14 protein-coding genes and 1 pseudogene are annotated in these 16,086 nt (G+C 62.4%); 9 read left to right on the forward strand and 6 right to left on the reverse strand.

The genetic code is table 11. The annotated features are described in order from the left end of the window. Positions 1–5 precede the first annotated feature (5 nt). A complete protein-coding gene (locus tag ACP7DW_RS25235; RefSeq protein ID WP_426057244.1) occupies positions 6–1,007 on the forward strand; it encodes a Gfo/Idh/MocA family protein in 1,002 nt (333 codons plus the stop codon). A 72-nt stretch (positions 1,008–1,079) separates the two neighbouring features. Here ACP7DW_RS25235 and lysS read toward each other — a convergent pair whose 3' ends face one another. The 4 genes and pseudogenes from lysS to ACP7DW_RS25255 form a co-directional block, all read right to left on the reverse strand. Next, complete coding sequence (gene lysS, locus ACP7DW_RS25240) at positions 1,080–2,609, reverse strand: lysine--tRNA ligase (protein ID WP_141169778.1); 1,530 nt, start codon at positions 2,607–2,609, stop codon at positions 1,080–1,082. 165 nt (positions 2,610–2,774) lie between these two features. Next, positions 2,775–3,329: pseudogene (locus ACP7DW_RS25245) on the reverse strand (HAD family hydrolase); the annotation flags it as partial. Between the two features lie 2 nt (positions 3,330–3,331). Continuing rightward, positions 3,332–4,436, reverse strand: a protein-coding gene (gene prfB, locus ACP7DW_RS25250; protein ID WP_426057245.1) for a peptide chain release factor 2 whose coding sequence is annotated in 2 segments (ribosomal slippage) — positions 3,332–4,354 and positions 4,356–4,436 — 1,104 coding nt in all. Because the reading frame shifts where the segments join, the coding sequence is not laid out codon by codon here. Continuing rightward, positions 4,353–4,547 carry a hypothetical protein gene (locus ACP7DW_RS25255; protein WP_426057256.1) on the reverse strand — a complete coding sequence of 65 codons (195 nt, stop codon included), beginning with the start codon at positions 4,545–4,547 and terminating at the stop codon, positions 4,353–4,355. Before ACP7DW_RS25255 ends, prfB begins: the two co-directional genes overlap by 84 nt. Positions 4,548–4,637: 90 nt before the next feature. On the opposite strand from ACP7DW_RS25255, the gene ACP7DW_RS25260 reads away from it, so the two are divergent. Both ACP7DW_RS25260 and ACP7DW_RS25265 read left to right on the forward strand, forming a co-directional pair. After that, on the forward strand, positions 4,638–6,683 hold the full coding sequence (locus ACP7DW_RS25260) for a bifunctional 2',3'-cyclic-nucleotide 2'-phosphodiesterase/3'-nucleotidase (RefSeq protein ID WP_426057246.1): 2,046 nt from the start codon (positions 4,638–4,640) through the stop codon (positions 6,681–6,683). Beyond that, a complete protein-coding gene (locus tag ACP7DW_RS25265) occupies positions 6,680–7,168 on the forward strand; it encodes a tetratricopeptide repeat protein (protein WP_426057247.1) in 489 nt (162 codons plus the stop codon). Before ACP7DW_RS25260 ends, ACP7DW_RS25265 begins: the two co-directional genes overlap by 4 nt. Positions 7,169–7,180: 12 nt before the next feature. Here ACP7DW_RS25265 and ACP7DW_RS25270 read toward each other — a convergent pair whose 3' ends face one another. Both ACP7DW_RS25270 and ACP7DW_RS25275 read right to left on the reverse strand, forming a co-directional pair. Next, a complete protein-coding gene (locus ACP7DW_RS25270; RefSeq protein WP_426057248.1) occupies positions 7,181–7,639 on the reverse strand; it encodes a hypothetical protein in 459 nt (152 codons plus the stop codon). Positions 7,640–7,668: 29 nt separating this feature from the next. Beyond that, positions 7,669–8,583 (reverse strand): hypothetical protein, encoded by a 915-nt coding sequence (locus ACP7DW_RS25275; RefSeq protein WP_426057249.1) that lies wholly within the window; start codon positions 8,581–8,583, stop codon positions 7,669–7,671. Positions 8,584–8,939: 356 nt separating this feature from the next. Here ACP7DW_RS25275 and ACP7DW_RS25280 point away from each other — a divergent pair, with 356 nt between their 5' ends. The 6 genes from ACP7DW_RS25280 to ACP7DW_RS25305 all read left to right on the forward strand — a co-directional run. Then, positions 8,940–10,097, forward strand: a complete 1,158-nt coding sequence (locus ACP7DW_RS25280) for an ABC transporter substrate-binding protein (RefSeq protein ID WP_426057250.1) — start codon at positions 8,940–8,942, stop codon at positions 10,095–10,097. A gap of 84 nt (positions 10,098–10,181) precedes the next feature. Then, positions 10,182–11,072, forward strand: a complete 891-nt coding sequence (locus tag ACP7DW_RS25285) for a branched-chain amino acid ABC transporter permease (protein WP_100873371.1) — start codon at positions 10,182–10,184, stop codon at positions 11,070–11,072. Between the two features lie 7 nt (positions 11,073–11,079). Next, positions 11,080–13,023: an ABC transporter permease subunit gene (locus tag ACP7DW_RS25290; protein WP_426057251.1), complete on the forward strand. Its 1,944-nt coding sequence runs from the start codon at positions 11,080–11,082 to the stop codon at positions 13,021–13,023. Between the two features lie 10 nt (positions 13,024–13,033). Beyond that, positions 13,034–13,756, forward strand: a complete 723-nt coding sequence (locus tag ACP7DW_RS25295) for an ABC transporter ATP-binding protein (RefSeq protein ID WP_099763446.1) — start codon at positions 13,034–13,036, stop codon at positions 13,754–13,756. A 407-nt stretch (positions 13,757–14,163) separates the two neighbouring features. Further along, positions 14,164–15,822, forward strand: coding sequence for a ShlB/FhaC/HecB family hemolysin secretion/activation protein (locus tag ACP7DW_RS25300; protein ID WP_426085175.1), 1,659 nt, complete (start codon positions 14,164–14,166; stop codon positions 15,820–15,822). Between the two features lie 33 nt (positions 15,823–15,855). Continuing rightward, positions 15,856–16,086 (forward strand): ESPR domain-containing protein (locus ACP7DW_RS25305; protein WP_426057769.1); only part of this gene is annotated, 231 nt, incomplete at its 3' end.

A 16,086-nucleotide genomic window follows, 5' to 3' on the forward strand; every position in this document is an offset into this window, starting at 1 on the left:
ATCGAATGAAGAAGATCGGATGGATTTTGGTCGGCGCCAGCACCGTGGCGCGCGAATGGATGGTCGACGCGATTCGCCAGCAGGGCGACGCGGAAGTGCTGGCTGTGGTCAGCCGGGACGCCGCGCGCGGCGCCGCCTTTGCCGCGCAGTTCGGCATAGCCTCCAGTTATACGGACCTCGATGCGGCGCTGGCCCATCCGGGCGCGGACGCCGTGTACATCAGCACCACCAACGAGTGGCACATGGCGCAGACCTTGCAGGCGGCGCGCGCGGGCAAGCACGTGCTGTGCGAAAAGCCGCTGGCGCTGAACCTGGACGACGCGCGCCGCATGGTCGACGGCTGCGCCGAAGCGGGCGTGGTGCTGGGGATTAACCACCACCTGCGCAACGCCGCCACGCACGGCAAGGTGCGCGAGCTGATACGCGCGGGCGAGATCGGCCAGCCCCTGTATGGCCGCGTGCTGCACGCGAACAACCTGCCGCAGCACCTGCGCGGCTGGCGCCTGGACGCGCCGGAGTCGGGCGGCGTCACGCTCGACATGTTCGTGCACGATGTCGACACCTTGCGTTTCCTGCTCGATGCCGAGCCGCGCCACGTCACCGCCTGCGCCACCAGCGGCGGCATGACGGTGGCCGGCCTGGAAGAGGGCCTGATGGCCGTCATCGAGTTCGACAACGGCACCCTGGTGCAGGTGCACGACGCATACAACGCGCCGCATTCGCTGTCCGGCGTGGAAATCATCGGCAGCAAAGGCACCATCTTCGCCACCGGCGTGATGACGCAGCGCCCCGTCGGCAGCATCTGCCTGACGCGCGACGGCGGCAGCATCGACATCCCCGTCGAGCATGAAAACCTGTACGTGCGCTCGGTGCGCGCCTTCCAGCGCGCCATGCGCGGCGAAGGGCAGCCGGCCGCCACGGGCGACGACGGCATGCGCGCGCTGGCCACGGCACTGGCGGCGCAGCAGGCCAGCCGCAGCCACCAGCGCGTGACCCTGGCCGGCTGACGGCTGGCCGCACAAGTGAAAAAGCCGCCTGATCGCAAGATCAGGCGGCTTTTTATCGGCTTGCGTCCGCGATTAGTCTTCGCGGCGCAGATGAGGGAACAGCAGGACGTCGCGGATGTTCGGCGAATCCGTGATGATCATCATCAGGCGGTCGATGCCGATGCCGCAGCCGCCGGCTGGCGGCATGCCGTATTCCAGCGCGCGGATGTAGTCGGCGTCGTAGAACATCGCCTCTTCATCGCCGGCGTCCTTGGCAGCGACTTGCGCCAGGAAGCGGGCCGACTGGTCTTCCGCGTCGTTCAACTCGGAGAAACCGTTGGCGATCTCGCGGCCCACCATGAACAATTCAAAGCGTTCGGTGATGCCGGCCACCGTGTCGGAAGCGCGCGCCAGCGGCGACACTTCAACAGGGTAGTCGATGATGTAGGTCGGTTCCCACAGCTGCGCTTCCGCCGTCTCTTCGAACAGCGCCAGTTGCAGCGCGCCCAGGCCGGCCGTGGCGAACGGCTTGACGCCGAATTTCTTCAGCTCTTCCTTGATGAATTCGGCATCGTTCAACTGCTCCGGCGTGTAGCCCGGCGCGTACTTGTTGATCGCTTCGACGATGGTCAGGCGGTGGAACGGCTTGGCCAGATCGAGTTCGCGGCCGCCGTAGGTCAGGGTGGCGGTGCCGTGCGCGTCGATGGCGGCCTGGCGGATCACGGCTTCGGTGAAATCCATCAGCCATTTGTAGTCGGTGTAGGCCGCGTAGAATTCCATCATCGTAAATTCCGGGTTGTGACGGATCGACACGCCTTCGTTGCGGAAGTTGCGGTTGATCTCGAACACGCGGTCAAAGCCGCCCACGACCAGGCGCTTCAGGTACAGCTCGGGCGCGATGCGCAGGAACATTTGCATGTCGAGCGCATTGTGGTGCGTGATGAACGGTTTTGCCGCCGCGCCGCCGGGAATCGTGTGCAGCATCGGCGTTTCCACTTCCATGAACTCGTTCTTTTCCATGAAGCGGCGGATCGACGAGATGGCGGCGGTACGCGCCTTGAAGGTGCGGCGCGTCTCTTCGTTCATGATCAGGTCGACGTAGCGCTGGCGGTACTTGGTTTCCTGATCGGCCAGGCCGTGGAATTTGTCCGGCAGCGGGCGCAGCGACTTGGTGATCAGACGCAGTTGCGTGACCTTGATGGTCAGTTCGTCCGTCTTGGTCTTGAACAGCGTGCCCGTCACGCCCAGGATATCGCCCAGGTCATAGTGGTGCAGGGCGGCCATGGCCGCTTCGCCCGTGAGGTCCAGGGTGGCGTAGATCTGGATGCGGCCGTCGGCTTTCGGGCCGGAAGCGTCTTGCAGGGTGGCGAAAGCGGCTTTCTTGCCCGCTTCGCGCTTGAGCATCATGCGGCCGGCCAGTACCACGGTGACAGGTTCGGCTTCCAGCTCTTCGCGCGTCTTGCTGCCGTATTGCGCGTGCAGATCGGCCGCCTTGTGCTCGGGGCGGAAATCGTTCGGGAAGGCGATGCCTTGTTCGCGCAGTGCGGCCAGCTTGACGCGGCGCTCGGCGATGATCTTGTTTTCATCGGGGGCGGCGGCTTGTTCTTGGATATCCGTAGTCATGGTGTTCTTCGTTGGTGATGATTGATGATGTGGTGCCAGCGCTGGCGCCACGCTGGCAAACAGTGCGTCGACGTCGAGTGCGGAGAAATCCGGCACGATGGCAATCACGTTGTCGAAGGCGGCAAACGCTTCGGCCGGCAGGGTGGTGGTGAGTACCACGACGCGCATGCCGGCACGGCGCGCCGCTTCCACGCCCAGGGGCGCGTCTTCGAAGACGATGCAATTCTCAGGCAGCGCGCCGGCCAGCAGCGCGCCTTTCAGGAAAACGTCCGGGTGCGGCTTGCCCCGTTCCACGTCGGCGGCGCCGACGATGGCGTCGAAGCGGTGCCGCAGGTCCAGGCCGTCGAGCGTGAACGCGATGTTCTCGTCCGGCGCGGCGGTGCCCACCACCAGCCCGACGCCAGCCTGGCGCGCGCTGGTGATCAGCCGGTCGAAACCAGGCACCGTCGCCAGGTGCGGGCCGTACAGTTCGCGGTAGACGACTTCCTTTTCAGCCAGCAGGGTGACGTGGTCGGCGTCCGCGCCCAGGTATTGGGCGATGATTTCGTGTCCCTGCCGTCCTGCCGTGTCGCGGAAAAAGGCGTCCGCGTCCAGCGCATGGCCGTGGCGTTCAAAGAACGCCAGCCACGATGTCGTGTGGAAGGCCATGTTGTCGACGATCGTGCCATCCATGTCGAACAGGAAGGCCTGCTTCGCCAGCGCCGGAGCGGATGCGTTCATCCTTACACGCCTTGCTTGAGCGAGGCGGAGATGAAGTCGTCGATGTCGCCATCGAGCACGCCCTTGGTATTGCCCGTCTCGAAACCGGTGCGCAAGTCCTTGATGCGGGACTGGTCCAGCACGTAGGAGCGGATCTGGTGACCCCAGCCCACGTCCGTCTTCGAGTCTTCCAGCTTCTGCTGTTCGCTCATGCGCTTGCGCAGTTCATGCTCGTACAGTTTCGCTTTCAGCATTTCCATCGCTTCGGCGCGGTTGCGGTGCTGCGAACGGTCGTTCTGGCACTGCACCACGATGCCGGTCGGCGCATGGGTCATGCGGACGGCGGAGTCGGTCTTGTTGATGTGCTGACCACCGGCGCCCGACGCGCGGTAGGTATCGACGCGGATATCGGCCGGGTTGACGTCGATCTCGATCGAATCGTCGACTTCGGGATACACGAACAGCGACGTAAACGAGGTGTGGCGGCCGTTGGCCGAGTCGAATGGCGACTTGCGCACCAGGCGGTGCACGCCCGTTTCCGTGCGCAGGAAGCCGTAGGCGTGATCGCCCTCGACCTTCAGGGTGGCCGTCTTGATGCCGGCCACCTCGCCGTCGGATTGCTCGAGGATTTCGACCTTGAAGCCCTTGCGTTCGCAATAGCGCAGGTACTGGCGCAGCAGCATCGAGGCCCAGTCCTGGGCTTCCGTCCCGCCGGCGCCGGCCTGGATGTCGATGAAGCAGTTGTTCGGGTCCATCGGATTGTTGAACATCCGGCGGAATTCCATGCTTTCGATGACCTTGCGGATTTCCTGCACGTCCTGCTCGATCGCTTCGAGCGTCTCGTCGTCGCCTTCTTCACGGGCCATGTCGAACAGGTCGCGGGTGTCGCGCAGGTCGGCATCGGCCTTGGTCAGCGTGAAGACGATCGCTTCCAGCGCCTTCTTCTCTTTACCGAGGTCCTGGGCGCGTTTCGGATCGTTCCAGACGGTCGGATCTTCCAGCTCTTCGTTGACTTGCTCTAGTTTCTCCGACTTGACAGCGAAGTCAAAGATACCTCCGAAGTTCGGCTTCGCGGACCGTCAGGTCGTTGAGCAGGGCGGAGATGATATTGATGCGTTCGGCTTCCATAATGTTCTGGTCTTCTATGGTGAAATCAAACCTTGAATTATACGCGAGCGCGGCCGGTTTCCGCTGCCGCGGCGGCGCAATTGCTGTTGCACAAGGCAATAAAAACGCCATTTTGCTGTATTTGCGACAATATTTTTGCCTTGAAGATGGCTGGCGTGCTGCGTATGATGCTGGCGATATTGTCTTTCCACAGGAATTCTCATGTGCCACCCGCTGCGCCAACTTCCCCGTCTTGCCCTGTTACCGCTGCTGCTGGCCGGCTGCGGCGTCTTGCCACCCGCCGCCCACGAACCGGTCCGGGCGATGGCCGCCATGCCAGCGGGCAGCACGGCCACCCTGGCCCTGCTGGAAACGACGGACTTGCACGCGAATGTGCTCAGTTATGATTACTACAAGCTGCAGGCCGAACCGTCGATCGGCCTGGAACGCACGGCGGCGCTGATCGCCCAGGCGCGCGCGCAATTTCCGAACAACCTGTTGCTCGACAACGGCGACACCATCCAGGGCACGGCCCTGGCCGACTACCAGGCATTGGTCAAACCGCTGGCCTGCGACCAGACCCTGGCCATCTACAAGGCGATGAATCTGCTGAAGGTCGATGGCGGCGGCATCGGCAACCATGAATTCAACTACGGCCTGGCCTTCTTGAACCAGGTGACGGGCAGCCAGTTTGATGTCGACAGCGTCGACGCCGGCAAACCGCGCTGCGCCGGCCCCGCGTTCCCGCAAGTGCTGGCCAACGTCTACAGCGTCAGGACGGGCCAGCCCCTGTTTGGGCCATATCACATCATCGACAAGCAGATCACGGCGGCCGGCCCCGATGGCAGACCGGTGACCAGCAGCGTGAAGGTGGGCATCATCAGCTTTGCACCGCCCACCATCATGGCCTGGGACAAGCGCTGGCTCGAAGGGCGCGTCTACACGCAGGGCGTGCGCGAGACGGCGGAAAAATTCATCCCCGAGATGCGCGCCAGGGGCGCCGAGCTGGTGGTAGCCATTTCGCACGGCGGCCTCGATAACAGCCCGTATTCGCCCACCATGGAAAACGGCAATTACTACCTGTCGCAAGTGCCCGGCGTGGACGCCATGCTGATCGGCCACTCGCACCAGCTGTTCCCGAACGCCGCCAGCACGGTGCCGCAATTTAATCTGCCCGGCGTCGACAAGGTCAAAGGACTGGTCAATGGCGTGCCTACCGTGATGGCCAATTTGTGGGGCAAGCACCTGGGCGTGATTGGCCTCTCCCTGCGCCACGACGGCAAGCGGTGGCTCATCGACAAGAGCGCCACCACGGTGGAAGTGCGCGGCATCCAGAACGCGGATAAAAGTTATGTGGCGCCCGATCCTGCCATCGCCAGGCTGGTGGCCGAGGAGCATGCGGCGACGATTGCCTACGTACAGACACCGGTCGGCGCCACCGATTTCCGCATGTCGACGTATTTCGCCGACGTGGGCGACGTCAGCGCCATCGAGGTGGTGAACCAGGCGCAAGCGGGCTACCTGGCCGCGTATGTGAAGGCGAACCTGCCGCAGTACGCGCACTTGCCCGTGCTGTCGATGTCGTCGCCATTCAAGAGCGGCTCGGCCGGCGTGTCCGACTACACGGATGTCAAGGCGGGCAATGTGGCGCTGAACAACGCGGCCGACCTGTATTTATATCCGAACGCGCTGTACGGCGTGAAGATGACTGGCGCGGAACTGAAAGCCTGGCTGGAACAGTCGGCGCGGCGCTTCAATACCATCGATGTCAACAATGCCGAGCCACAGGAGCTGGTCAACACGGCCCACCCCAGCTACAACTTCGATACGCTCACCAGCGCCGACGTGCGCTACCAGATCGACGTCACGCAGCCGCCGGGCCAGCGCATCAAGGGTTTGACGTACAAGGGCAAGCCGATGGACGCCAGCCAGGAATTTTTGATAGCGACGAATAACTACCGCGCCAGCGGCGGCGGCAATTTCCCGGGCCTCGACGGCAGCAAGACGGTGGTGGCCTCGCCCGACAACAACCGCGAACTCCTGATCGCTTACGTGACCAAGGAAAAAAACCTGACGCGGGCGAAAAACGGTTCGGCGCGCAGCTGGCGCTTCGCCGAGGCTGCCACGAAAGGCCCGGTGGTGTTCCACTCGGCGCCGCACATGATCGCGCTGGCGCAGGCGGCCGGCATCGGCAATGTGACGCAGCTGAAATCTGATGATGGCGCGGGCAAGGGTTTTGCGCTGTACCAGATCGATCTGTCGAAATGAAGGCATTGTTGTTTGCCATCGCCTTGGGGGCATCGCCGCTGGCATCGGCAGGTTCGGACGTCACGTCCCAGGCCAAGACCCTGATGCGCGCCGGGACGGCGTCGCAGCCGCAGGCGCGCGCGCTGTTCGAGCAGGCGGCGGGGCAGGGCAGCGGTCCCGCAGCGTACTACCTGGGCCTGATGCTGAAAAACGGCATGGGCGGGCCGCAGGACAGCGCCGCCGCGCTGCGGCAGCTGGAGCTGGCGGCCCGGCGGGGCGTGGTGCCGGCCATGTTCATCGTGGCGAACCTGCTGGTCGATACCGACGAGGCCAGGGCACGCTTCTGGCTCGATGCGGCCTGCGACGCCAACTACCCGGAAGCGCTGCTGCAAAAGTCCGTCGCCCTGAGCGAGGGGCGGATGGGGTATGCGCACCACGAGGCGCAAGCGGCCCTGTTCCTGAAAATGGCCGAACACGCGATGGGGCATCGGCAGCAAGAGCTTTGACCCCGCATAGCGTCAGATCGGCTCTGACGCAGGTCGCCTGAGTGAAGTCTGCAGGGATTTTGCCGCCTCAAACATGGCAATAGGATCACGCGACAGAATTGTCGCGGCCAAGTCGACCAGCCTTGCCGCTGTCATGACGTTGTGTTTGATGTTTTTGATGGTCTTCAAGTTCTGCGTTGCATCAGCAATGGCATCCTTGATGCTTGCGATGGGATCCTGGGCTGCCTCTGCCAGCAGATGAATGCCGTAAGCGCGAAACATGGCCACCATTTGATCCAGATGGTTCTCACACTGCTCCAGCTCCCTCTGGTCTTTTTCATCCATCTCTCGCTGTTCCTGCGTCTTTTCGTTGCCTTGTACCTGTGTAAGCCTGAGCTCGATGCGCCTTTCCAGTATCTGGCTTGATGCCTGCGCCAGTGCGTCCGCGATCTCGTAGGTCCGTTCTCTGTTTAATTTGTTGACGTCGCTCATGTTGTTCTCCTGATGATGTTATGCAACGGTTACCAGCGTGCTGGCGCATAAAAGGCTGATTGACGTTCCAGTGCGCCGACCTGTTCCTTGAACTGTTCCAGTTGTCGTTTCAACGCAGGTTCCTGTAGCCGATCAATGTTTGCCCGCAAGGAGCCCAGGCTGGCCTGCATGCCATCAATGGCGCGAACATAGTAGTCATCTGCCAGCTTTTTTCGCTCAGCGAGCTGCTTGCCCTCCATATACAAGCGCGTATCGACGTAATTGGCCGCCAGCGGTTCGGTTTGCGCCATGCCTGCCACATAGGTACGGAGCAAGGCAAGGTCACGCGTTTCAGTTTCCACGCTGGCCCTGTAGCTTCTTTGGGCGTATTCCTTCAGAAGATCGCTGGCGGCGTTTACCTCATCCTGCTTTGCCAGCAAATCGCGCAAGCTTGCTTTTTGCATATCCTGCGTCATCTGGCTGGCCAGGTATTGCCCAAGTTTGACTACCAGGGAAAGCTTGCCTTGATCAAAGATGGGCGTACCGCTGCCAGGCCGCTGCAAGCTGCCTATCGCAGCGCCGAGGTCTTTGCCCTCCTTTGAAAAATCTTTCAGGTCGCCGTCTGCTGCTTCTGCAATGCTTTTGGCGTAGACCCGTAAAATATCGTTGATGGCGGCGGCTTGTGGATTGCTGACGCCGATCAGCGCACAAGTGGAGGTCGCCGCCTGTTCGCTCTCTGCCGCATTGAATTGCCTGCCCATCACCACCTGTTTGCGCATGGAGTTGCTCATGCAACTGTCATATGTACCCGCGATCATTGGTGGAAAAGCAGCAGATAGTTTCGTTGTCTCTGCGGCGAAGGTACGCGCTGGCTCGAAATTGGTGGTGGCGCAACCGCTGGCCAGCACGGTCACAAACAGGCTGATCAAACAGGTGCGGATAGGAAATCGGATGGAACATTGCATATCACCTCCTGGCGAGTGTATAGGCTGGCGCGGCCGCGACGGCATTGTTGACGTTAGCACTCTGACCAATGTGTTGATTGAGGAGGATCATGGACATGGACGGTGCGCGTGCCGTTTGCGTATAACTCAAGCTGTTGGAAATATATGCACTGGAAAATATTCTAATCCGCCAATTTGCCTCATATTTTCCTTACAAAAAGCTGACATCGGACAAGCAATCTGGTCTTTTGCGCATGCTGCGACGCGTCATATGTATCTGTTGCTGCTGCCAGATTACTCACCTACAATGTTTTATCGATGGGGAGGTTATCCAGCGTACGACTATAAAAAAAATGTTGTATTAAAGGAGATGACAAATGAATTTCAAACAGAAATTGCTCGTTGCAAGCCTGGTGCTGGGTTTCTCTCAATCCGCTTTCGCAGCCGAACCCATCAAGATCGGCGTGTCCGGTCCGTTCACGGGCGGCTCCGCGCCGATGGGCGTGTCGATGCGCGACGGCGTCAAGCTGGCCGTCGCTGAAATCAATGCCAAAGGCGGCGTACTGGGCCGTTCCCTGCTGTTGATCGAGCGCGACGACGAAGCGAAGAACGAGCGCGGCGTGCAAATCGCCCAGGAACTGATCAACAAGGAAAAAGTCGCCGCTACCGTCGGCTATATCAACACGGGCGTGGCGCTGGCTTCGCAACGCTTCTATCAGGAAGCCAAGATTCCCGTCATGAACAATGTGGCCACGGGCTCCATCGTCACCAAGCAGTTCGCCGACCAGCCGGAAAACTATATCTTCCGCAACGCGGCCAATGACACCATCCAGTCCGGCATGATCGTGCACGAGGCGATCGATAACCGCAAGTTCAAGAAAGTGGCGATCCTGGCCGACTCGACCAACTATGGTCAGCTGGGCCGCGAAGACCTGGAAAAGGCGTTGGAAAAGAAGGGCATCAAGCCCGTCGCCATTGAAAAATACAACATCAAGGACGTCGACATGACGGCCCAGCTGCTGAAAGCCAAGCAGGCCGGGGCGGAAGTGGTGCTGACCTACGGCATCGGCCCGGAACTGGCGCAGATCGCCAACGGCATGGAAAAACTGGGCTGGAAAGTGCCGCTGATCGGCAGCTGGACCCTGGCCATGGGTAACTTCATCGACAACGCCGGCAAGAACGGCAATGGCACGCGCATGCCGCAAACCTTTATCCAGGATGCCAGCACGCCGAAGCGCAAGGCCTTCATCGACGCCTATGTGGCTGCCTACAAGCCGTCGGGTGGACGCATGCCGTCGGCCGTCTCGGCTGCGCAAGGCTACGATTCCATCTACCTGCTGGCTGCGGCCTTCAAGCAGGCGGGCGGCACCGATGGCCCGAAAGTGCGCGCCGCGCTGGAAAACCTGACGGACAAGGTGGAAGGCGCCGTGACGACCTACAACAAACCGTTCAGCAAGACCAACCATGAAGCCATCACGGCCGAGCTGACTGTGTTTGGCGAAGTCAAGGACGGCAAGGTCGTCCTCGCCAAGTAATCCCTGCGGACATTCGCCGCGCAATGGCCAGCCTTGAGGAATCAGGACTGGCCATTTTTTCATCTTTCGTCTCCGGGGAATACCATGGAAATCTTCCTGCAGCTTGTCTTCAGCGGCGTCGCGCTGGGCATGATCTATGCCGTCATCGCCTTCGGCTATCAGCTGACCTTTGCCACTTCCGGCACCCTCAATTTTGGCCAGGGCGAGTCCCTGATGCTGGGCGCGCTGGTGGGCCTGTCGCTGGTGGGCACCATTCACGGCGGCCCTTACATGAGCTATTTGCTGATGGTCCCCATCGTCATCGCCTTCGGCGCCTTGCAGGGCGTGTTCGTCGAATGGATAGGCGTGCGGCCGGCCATCAAGATCAAGTCCGAATTCGGCTGGATCATGTCGACCATCGCGCTGGCCATCATCTTTAAAAACGTGGCGGAAAACATCTGGGGCAAGGACGACCTGACCTTCCCGTCGCCGCTCAGCGCCGCACCGTTCAAGGTGCTGGGCGCCAATGTGCAGCCGATGCAGGTGGCCGTCATCGTCGGCGCGCTGGCCATCATGCTGGCCGTCGAGCTGTTCAACCGCAAGTCGATCTACGGCAAGGCCGTGGTGGCGACGGCAAATGACCGCGACGCGGCTGGCCTGATGGGCATCAACACGGGCATGGTCATCACCTTTTCGTATGCGCTGTCGTCGGCCACGGCCGCCTTCGCGGGCGTGCTGGTGGCGCCTTTGACCCTGACCGGCGCCACCATGGGCGCCTCGCTGGGCTTGAAGGCGTTCGCGGTGGCCATCATCGGCGGGCTGACCTCGGGCGTGGGCGCCATCGTCGGCGGCCTGATCCTGGGCATCGCCGAGACCACCACCGGCTATTACATTTCCACCGGCTACAAGGAAGTGCCAGGCCTGCTGCTGTTGCTGCTGGTGCTGGCCGTCAAGCCGTCCGGCCTGTTCGGCAAAGCCGCGATCAAGAAAGTCTGAGGATCACATGAACAAGAAATTCACCATGCTGGCGCTCTGCGCGGCGGGCCTGGCCGCGCTCGTGCTGTTCCCGATTGTCATCCCGAATCCGTATTACATCCACCTGGCCGAGACCATCCTGATCTACGCCATCCTGCTGTTCGGCCTCGATATCGTTGTCGGCTACACGGGGCAGGTGTCGCTGGGCCACGCTGGCCTGTTCGGCATCGGCTCGTACGTCACGGGCGTGCTGGTGTTCAAGCTGGGCCTGTCCTTCTGGCTGGCCATCCCCGCCAGCATCGTGGGCGCGGCCCTGTTTGGCGCCATCCTGGCCTTGCCGGCGCTGCGCGTGACGGGGCCGTACCTGGCCATGGTGACCCTGGCTTTCGGCACCATCATACAAATCCTGATCAATGAAATGAGCTTCCTGACGGAAGGGCCGATGGGCATCAAGATCCACAAGCCCGTCCTGTTCGGCCACAGATTGAGCGAGGTGGAGTACTACTACATGGTCGCCGCGCTGATGGTGATCTCGCTGGTGGTCGTGCACCGCATCCTGAAATCGAACCTGGGGCGGGCGTTTGAAGCCTTGCGCGACAGCCCCATCGCCTCGGACTGCATGGGCGTGTCCGTGTATCGCTATAAAGTGTATGCGTTTGTCATCAGCGCCGGCTTCGCGGGCCTGGCCGGCAGCCTGTATGCGTATTCGGAAGAATATATCTCGCCCAATACCTACAACTTCGAGCTGACCATTCTGTTCCTGCTGGCCGTCATCATGGGCGGGCGCAAGACGCGTTCGGGCGCCTTGCTCGGCGCGCTGATCGTCGTCATGCTGCCGAGCCTGCTGGCGGACATCGAGTTGTTCCGCAAGATCGCCGTGGCTGCCGCCGTGCTGGGCGTGATCGGCTCCATCTTCATGCTGGCCCAGAAGCGTTCCACCGTGCGCGGCGTGCTCGTGCCGCTGGTCGCCACCATCGGCCTGGCCGCGTATTCCTATCGACTGGACAATATGATCGACTGGCGCCTGACCATCTTCGGCCTGATGACCCTGTTTGTCGTGTACTACCTGCAGGATGGCATCGTCGGCTTCCTGATGAGTTTCGTGGGCAAGGGCCGGCGCCATGTGCAGGCGGTGGCCTCGCACGGCGTGGCGCCTTTTGACCACGCCCAGGGCGGCCAGCGCGGCGAAACGCTGCTGCGCGTGGAGCAGGCGCTGATGCAGTTCGGCGGCCTGAAAGCGCTGAACCAGGTGGACTTGAACGTGACGCAAGGCTCGGTGCACGGCTTGATCGGGCCGAACGGCTCGGGCAAGAGCACGATGATGAATGTGCTGACGGGCATCTACAAGCCGACGGCGGGCAAGGTGGAATTTGCCGGCGCCGTCATTTCCGGCCGCACGCCGTCCGAAATCGCCCTGGGCGGCGTGGCGCGCACCTTCCAGAACGTGCAGCTGTTCGGCGAGATGACGGCCACCGAAAACGTACTGGTGGGCCTGCACAACACCTTCAAGTCGACGATGCTGGACGTGATGCTGCACACGCCGCGCTACAAGCGCGAAGAGCGCCTGGCGCGCGAGCGGGCCGCCAGCATCCTCGAATTCGTCGGCCTGGCCGACCTGGCCAACGAAGAGGCGCGCAATCTGCCGTATGGCAAGCAGCGGCTGCTGGAAATCGGCCGCGCGCTGGGCCTCAATCCGCGCCTGCTGCTGCTGGACGAACCGGCGGCGGGCCTGACGGCGCCCGACATCAAGGAGCTGATGGCCATCATCCGCAAGATCCGCGACCACGGCATCACCATCATCCTGATCGAGCACCACATGGACGTGGTGATGGCCCTGTCGGATGTGGTGACGGTGCTCGATTTCGGCCAGAAGATCGCCGAAGGCGCACCCGCGCTTGTCCAGAGCGATCCGAAAGTGATCGAAGCCTACCTGGGCGGCAGCGCCGACACCCTGAGCCCCGCGGCGCACTGAGAGGAAGACCATGCTGACCATTCAAAATCTGCACGCCGCCTACGGCAAAGTCGAAGTGCTGCACGGCATTTCGCTCGAAGTCCCGAAGGGCAAGCTGGTGACCCTGATCGGCTCGAACGGCGCCGGCAAGACCACCACCATGCGCGCCATTTCCGGCATGCTCAAACCCAAGTCCGGCACCGTCACCCTGGGCGGCAAGGACGTCACGGGGCTCGACTCGCACCGCATCGCGCGCGCCGGCCTGGCCCATTCGCCCGAAGGCCGGCGCGTGTTCGCCTCGATGTCGGTGACGGACAACCTGCTGCTGGGCGCCTTTCCCCGCTTTACGCGTTCGCGCCCGAAAGGCGACATCAAGGGCGACCTGGACAAGGCCCTGGAGCTGTTCCCGCGCCTGAAGGAGCGGCGCGACCAGCTGGCCGGCACCTTGTCGGGCGGCGAGCAGCAGATGCTGGCCATGGCGCGCGCCGTGATGCTGAACCCGGAAGTGATCCTGCTCGACGAGCCGTCGATGGGCCTGGCGCCCATCCTGGTCGAGGAAGTGTTCCGCATCATCACGCGCCTGAAAGGCGAAGGCGTGACCATGCTGCTGGTGGAGCAATTTGCCGCCGCCGCCCTGAACGTGGCCGATTACGGCTATGTGCTGGAAAACGGCAGCATCTCCGTGCACGGCCCGGCCGAAAGTCTGAAGACCGATCCGAAGGTGATCGCCGCGTATCTGGGGGGCGGGCATTGAGAGGACGTCTGACGCGCATTTCCAGCTCACTGCACTGACGATGGTGTCAGTGCGGCAGATACATGGGCAGTGTCAAGCCATCGCTTGACGTAGTTGCTTCACTCACCGCAGCGGCCCGCTCGCGCCGGGCCGCTGCCGCCGTTGCCGCCATTGCCGCCAACGCTGGCGAGCATACAAGACCGCTTGCCGTCAAAATCTCCCGGAAACTGCCTGATCGACGCGCCGTTGCAACATTTGGCGCGCCAAACTGGCCAGGAACGCGAATCAATGAGCACTTTCTTAACTTAAAAAAATGGAAATGGTCAAGTTGTAGAACGGAACTGTTACAGTATAGGAACTATTAAGTTAATATCTGGCAACTCTACCGCCCACTGCCCACCGCTGATTCTGTGATCGAGAGGATTCTTTTGCGCGCCAAACTCCTGCCCCTGACCTTGCTGCTGTTGATTCAGAACGCGTACGCCGTCGATCCCCCCAGCGCAGGCAGCCAGCTGCAGCAGATTCCCGTCGCGCCCCAGCTGCCGAAGGCGCCGCCGGCCATCCGCGTGCAGCAGGGCAATGTACCGGCCGCCACGGTGGGCGATACCACGCGCATCACGGTACGGCGCCTGCAGGTGACGGCGCCGCCCGTCTTTGCCGAGAGCGAACTGATCGCCAGCACGGGTTTCGTGCCGGGCAGCGAGCTGACCCTGGGCGAGCTGCGCGCCATGGCGTCAAACATTGCCAGCTATTACCAGAACCGTGGCTATTTCCTGGCGCAGGCGTATCTGCCGGCGCAGGATATCGAGGATGGCGTGGTGCAAATCAGCGTGCTGCCGGGCCAGTACGGGCAAGTGCAGCTGCGCAACCAGAGTAATCTGTCCGACGGCCTGGCCGGCGCGATACTGGCCGGTCTCGACGGGCAAGTGATTGCCACGCCGCCGCTGGAGCGGCGCTTGCTGCTGCTGTCGGACTTGCCGGGCGTGCAGGTCAGCTCGACGCTGGCGCCAGGCGCGTCCCTGGGCGCATCCGACCTCATCGTCGACGTGCAGCCGGGATCGCGTTTCAACGGCAGCATCGACGTCGATAACCAGGGCAACCGCTACACGGGCCGCAACCGCATCGGCGCCACCTTGAACATCAATGAACTGGCCGGCATCGGCGACGTGGCCAGCGTGCGCGCGTTTACCTCGGCCGACGGCTTGAACTACGGCCGCCTGGCGTATCAGGGGCAGGCCGGTTTGCTGCGCCTGGGCGGCGCCTACACGTATATGGATTACAAGCTGGGCAAGGAATTTGCCGTGCTCGAGGCCAAGGGCACGGCGAAGATCGCCAGCGCGTATGGCAGTTATCCGCTGATCCGCTCGCGCAGCAGCAACCTGTATGCGCAAGTCAGCTACGACGACAAGACGTTCCAGGACCGCACGGAATCGACGGGCACGGTCAACGACAAGACGGCCAGGGTGTGGATGCTGAACCTGAACGGCGACGCCAAGGATGGCTGGGGCGGCGGTGGCGCAAGCACCTATTCCGTGACGTACACCACGGGCAAGATCGACATCGAGACGCCGCTGGCGCGCCTGATCGACCAGCTGACGGTGAAGAGCAACGGCAGCTTCCACAAGCTCGCCTTCAACGCGGCGCGCCTGCAAAGCCTGGGCGGCGAGACCAGCTTGTTCGGCACCCTCAGCGGCCAGGCGGCGTCGAAAAATCTCGATGTCTCGGAAAAGATGGGCATCGGCGGCGTGGGCGGCGTGCGCGCCTATCCGGGCGGCGAGGCGTATGGCGACCAGGGTTACGTGCTGAATCTGGAACTGCGCCAGAACGTGACGGCCTTTGCGGCCTTGCCCGGCCAGCTGCAGGTGCTGGCGTTTGCCGACACGGGCAGCGTCAAGCTCAATCGCGACGCCTGGAGCGCGGGCGAAAACCGCCGCACCCTGAGCGGCGCTGGCGTGGGCGTGACGTGGACGGGCGCCAACGCGCTCGTGCTGAAAGCGTATTACGCGCACAAGCTGGGCAATGCCAAGGCGACCTCGGCACCGGATGCGGCAGGCCGTTTCTGGCTGCAAGCCGTCAAGTACTTCTAAATTAGTACAAGTTAAAACACTCAGGACACCGCCATGAACCGCATCTACCGCTCCATCTGGAACCAGGCCACGGGCGCCTATGCCGCCGTGTCCGAAAACGTCAAATCGGCCGGCAAGCGCTCGATGCCAGGATGCAGCGGGGGCGGGGCGCATTTCGCCTTGACCAGCATGGCGGCGGCGCTGATGCTCGGCTACGGCAGTCTTGCGCTGGCGGGGCCGGCGGGCGGCACTGTGGTGGCGGGGCAGGCCAGCATCACCGGCGCG

The organism is Janthinobacterium sp. PSRC1-1 (assembly GCF_049897525.1).
Classification (GTDB): Bacteria; Pseudomonadota; Gammaproteobacteria; order Burkholderiales; family Burkholderiaceae_D; genus Janthinobacterium; species Janthinobacterium tructae.

Bases quoted from the DNA above. Each gene is read 5' to 3' on its own strand.
- ACP7DW_RS25260 (WP_426057246.1), top strand. From the start codon at position 4,638: ATGTGCCACCCGCTGCGCCAACTTCCCCGTCTTGCCCTGTTACCGCTG.
- ACP7DW_RS25235 (WP_426057244.1), top strand. From the start codon at position 6: ATGAAGAAGATCGGATGGATTTTGGTCGGCGCCAGCACCGTGGCGCGC.
- ACP7DW_RS25265 (WP_426057247.1), top strand. From the start codon at position 6,680: ATGAAGGCATTGTTGTTTGCCATCGCCTTGGGGGCATCGCCGCTGGCA.
- ACP7DW_RS25275 (WP_426057249.1), bottom strand. From the start codon at position 8,583: ATGCAATGTTCCATCCGATTTCCTATCCGCACCTGTTTGATCAGCCTG.
- ACP7DW_RS25255 (WP_426057256.1), bottom strand. From the start codon at position 4,547: ATGGCGTTTTTATTGCCTTGTGCAACAGCAATTGCGCCGCCGCGGCAG.
- ACP7DW_RS25290 (WP_426057251.1), top strand. From the start codon at position 11,080: ATGAACAAGAAATTCACCATGCTGGCGCTCTGCGCGGCGGGCCTGGCC.
- ACP7DW_RS25295 (WP_099763446.1), top strand. From the start codon at position 13,034: ATGCTGACCATTCAAAATCTGCACGCCGCCTACGGCAAAGTCGAAGTG.
- ACP7DW_RS25285 (WP_100873371.1), top strand. From the start codon at position 10,182: ATGGAAATCTTCCTGCAGCTTGTCTTCAGCGGCGTCGCGCTGGGCATG.
- ACP7DW_RS25280 (WP_426057250.1), top strand. From the start codon at position 8,940: ATGAATTTCAAACAGAAATTGCTCGTTGCAAGCCTGGTGCTGGGTTTC.
- lysS (WP_141169778.1), bottom strand. From the start codon at position 2,609: ATGACTACGGATATCCAAGAACAAGCCGCCGCCCCCGATGAAAACAAG.
- ACP7DW_RS25270 (WP_426057248.1), bottom strand. From the start codon at position 7,639: ATGAGCGACGTCAACAAATTAAACAGAGAACGGACCTACGAGATCGCG.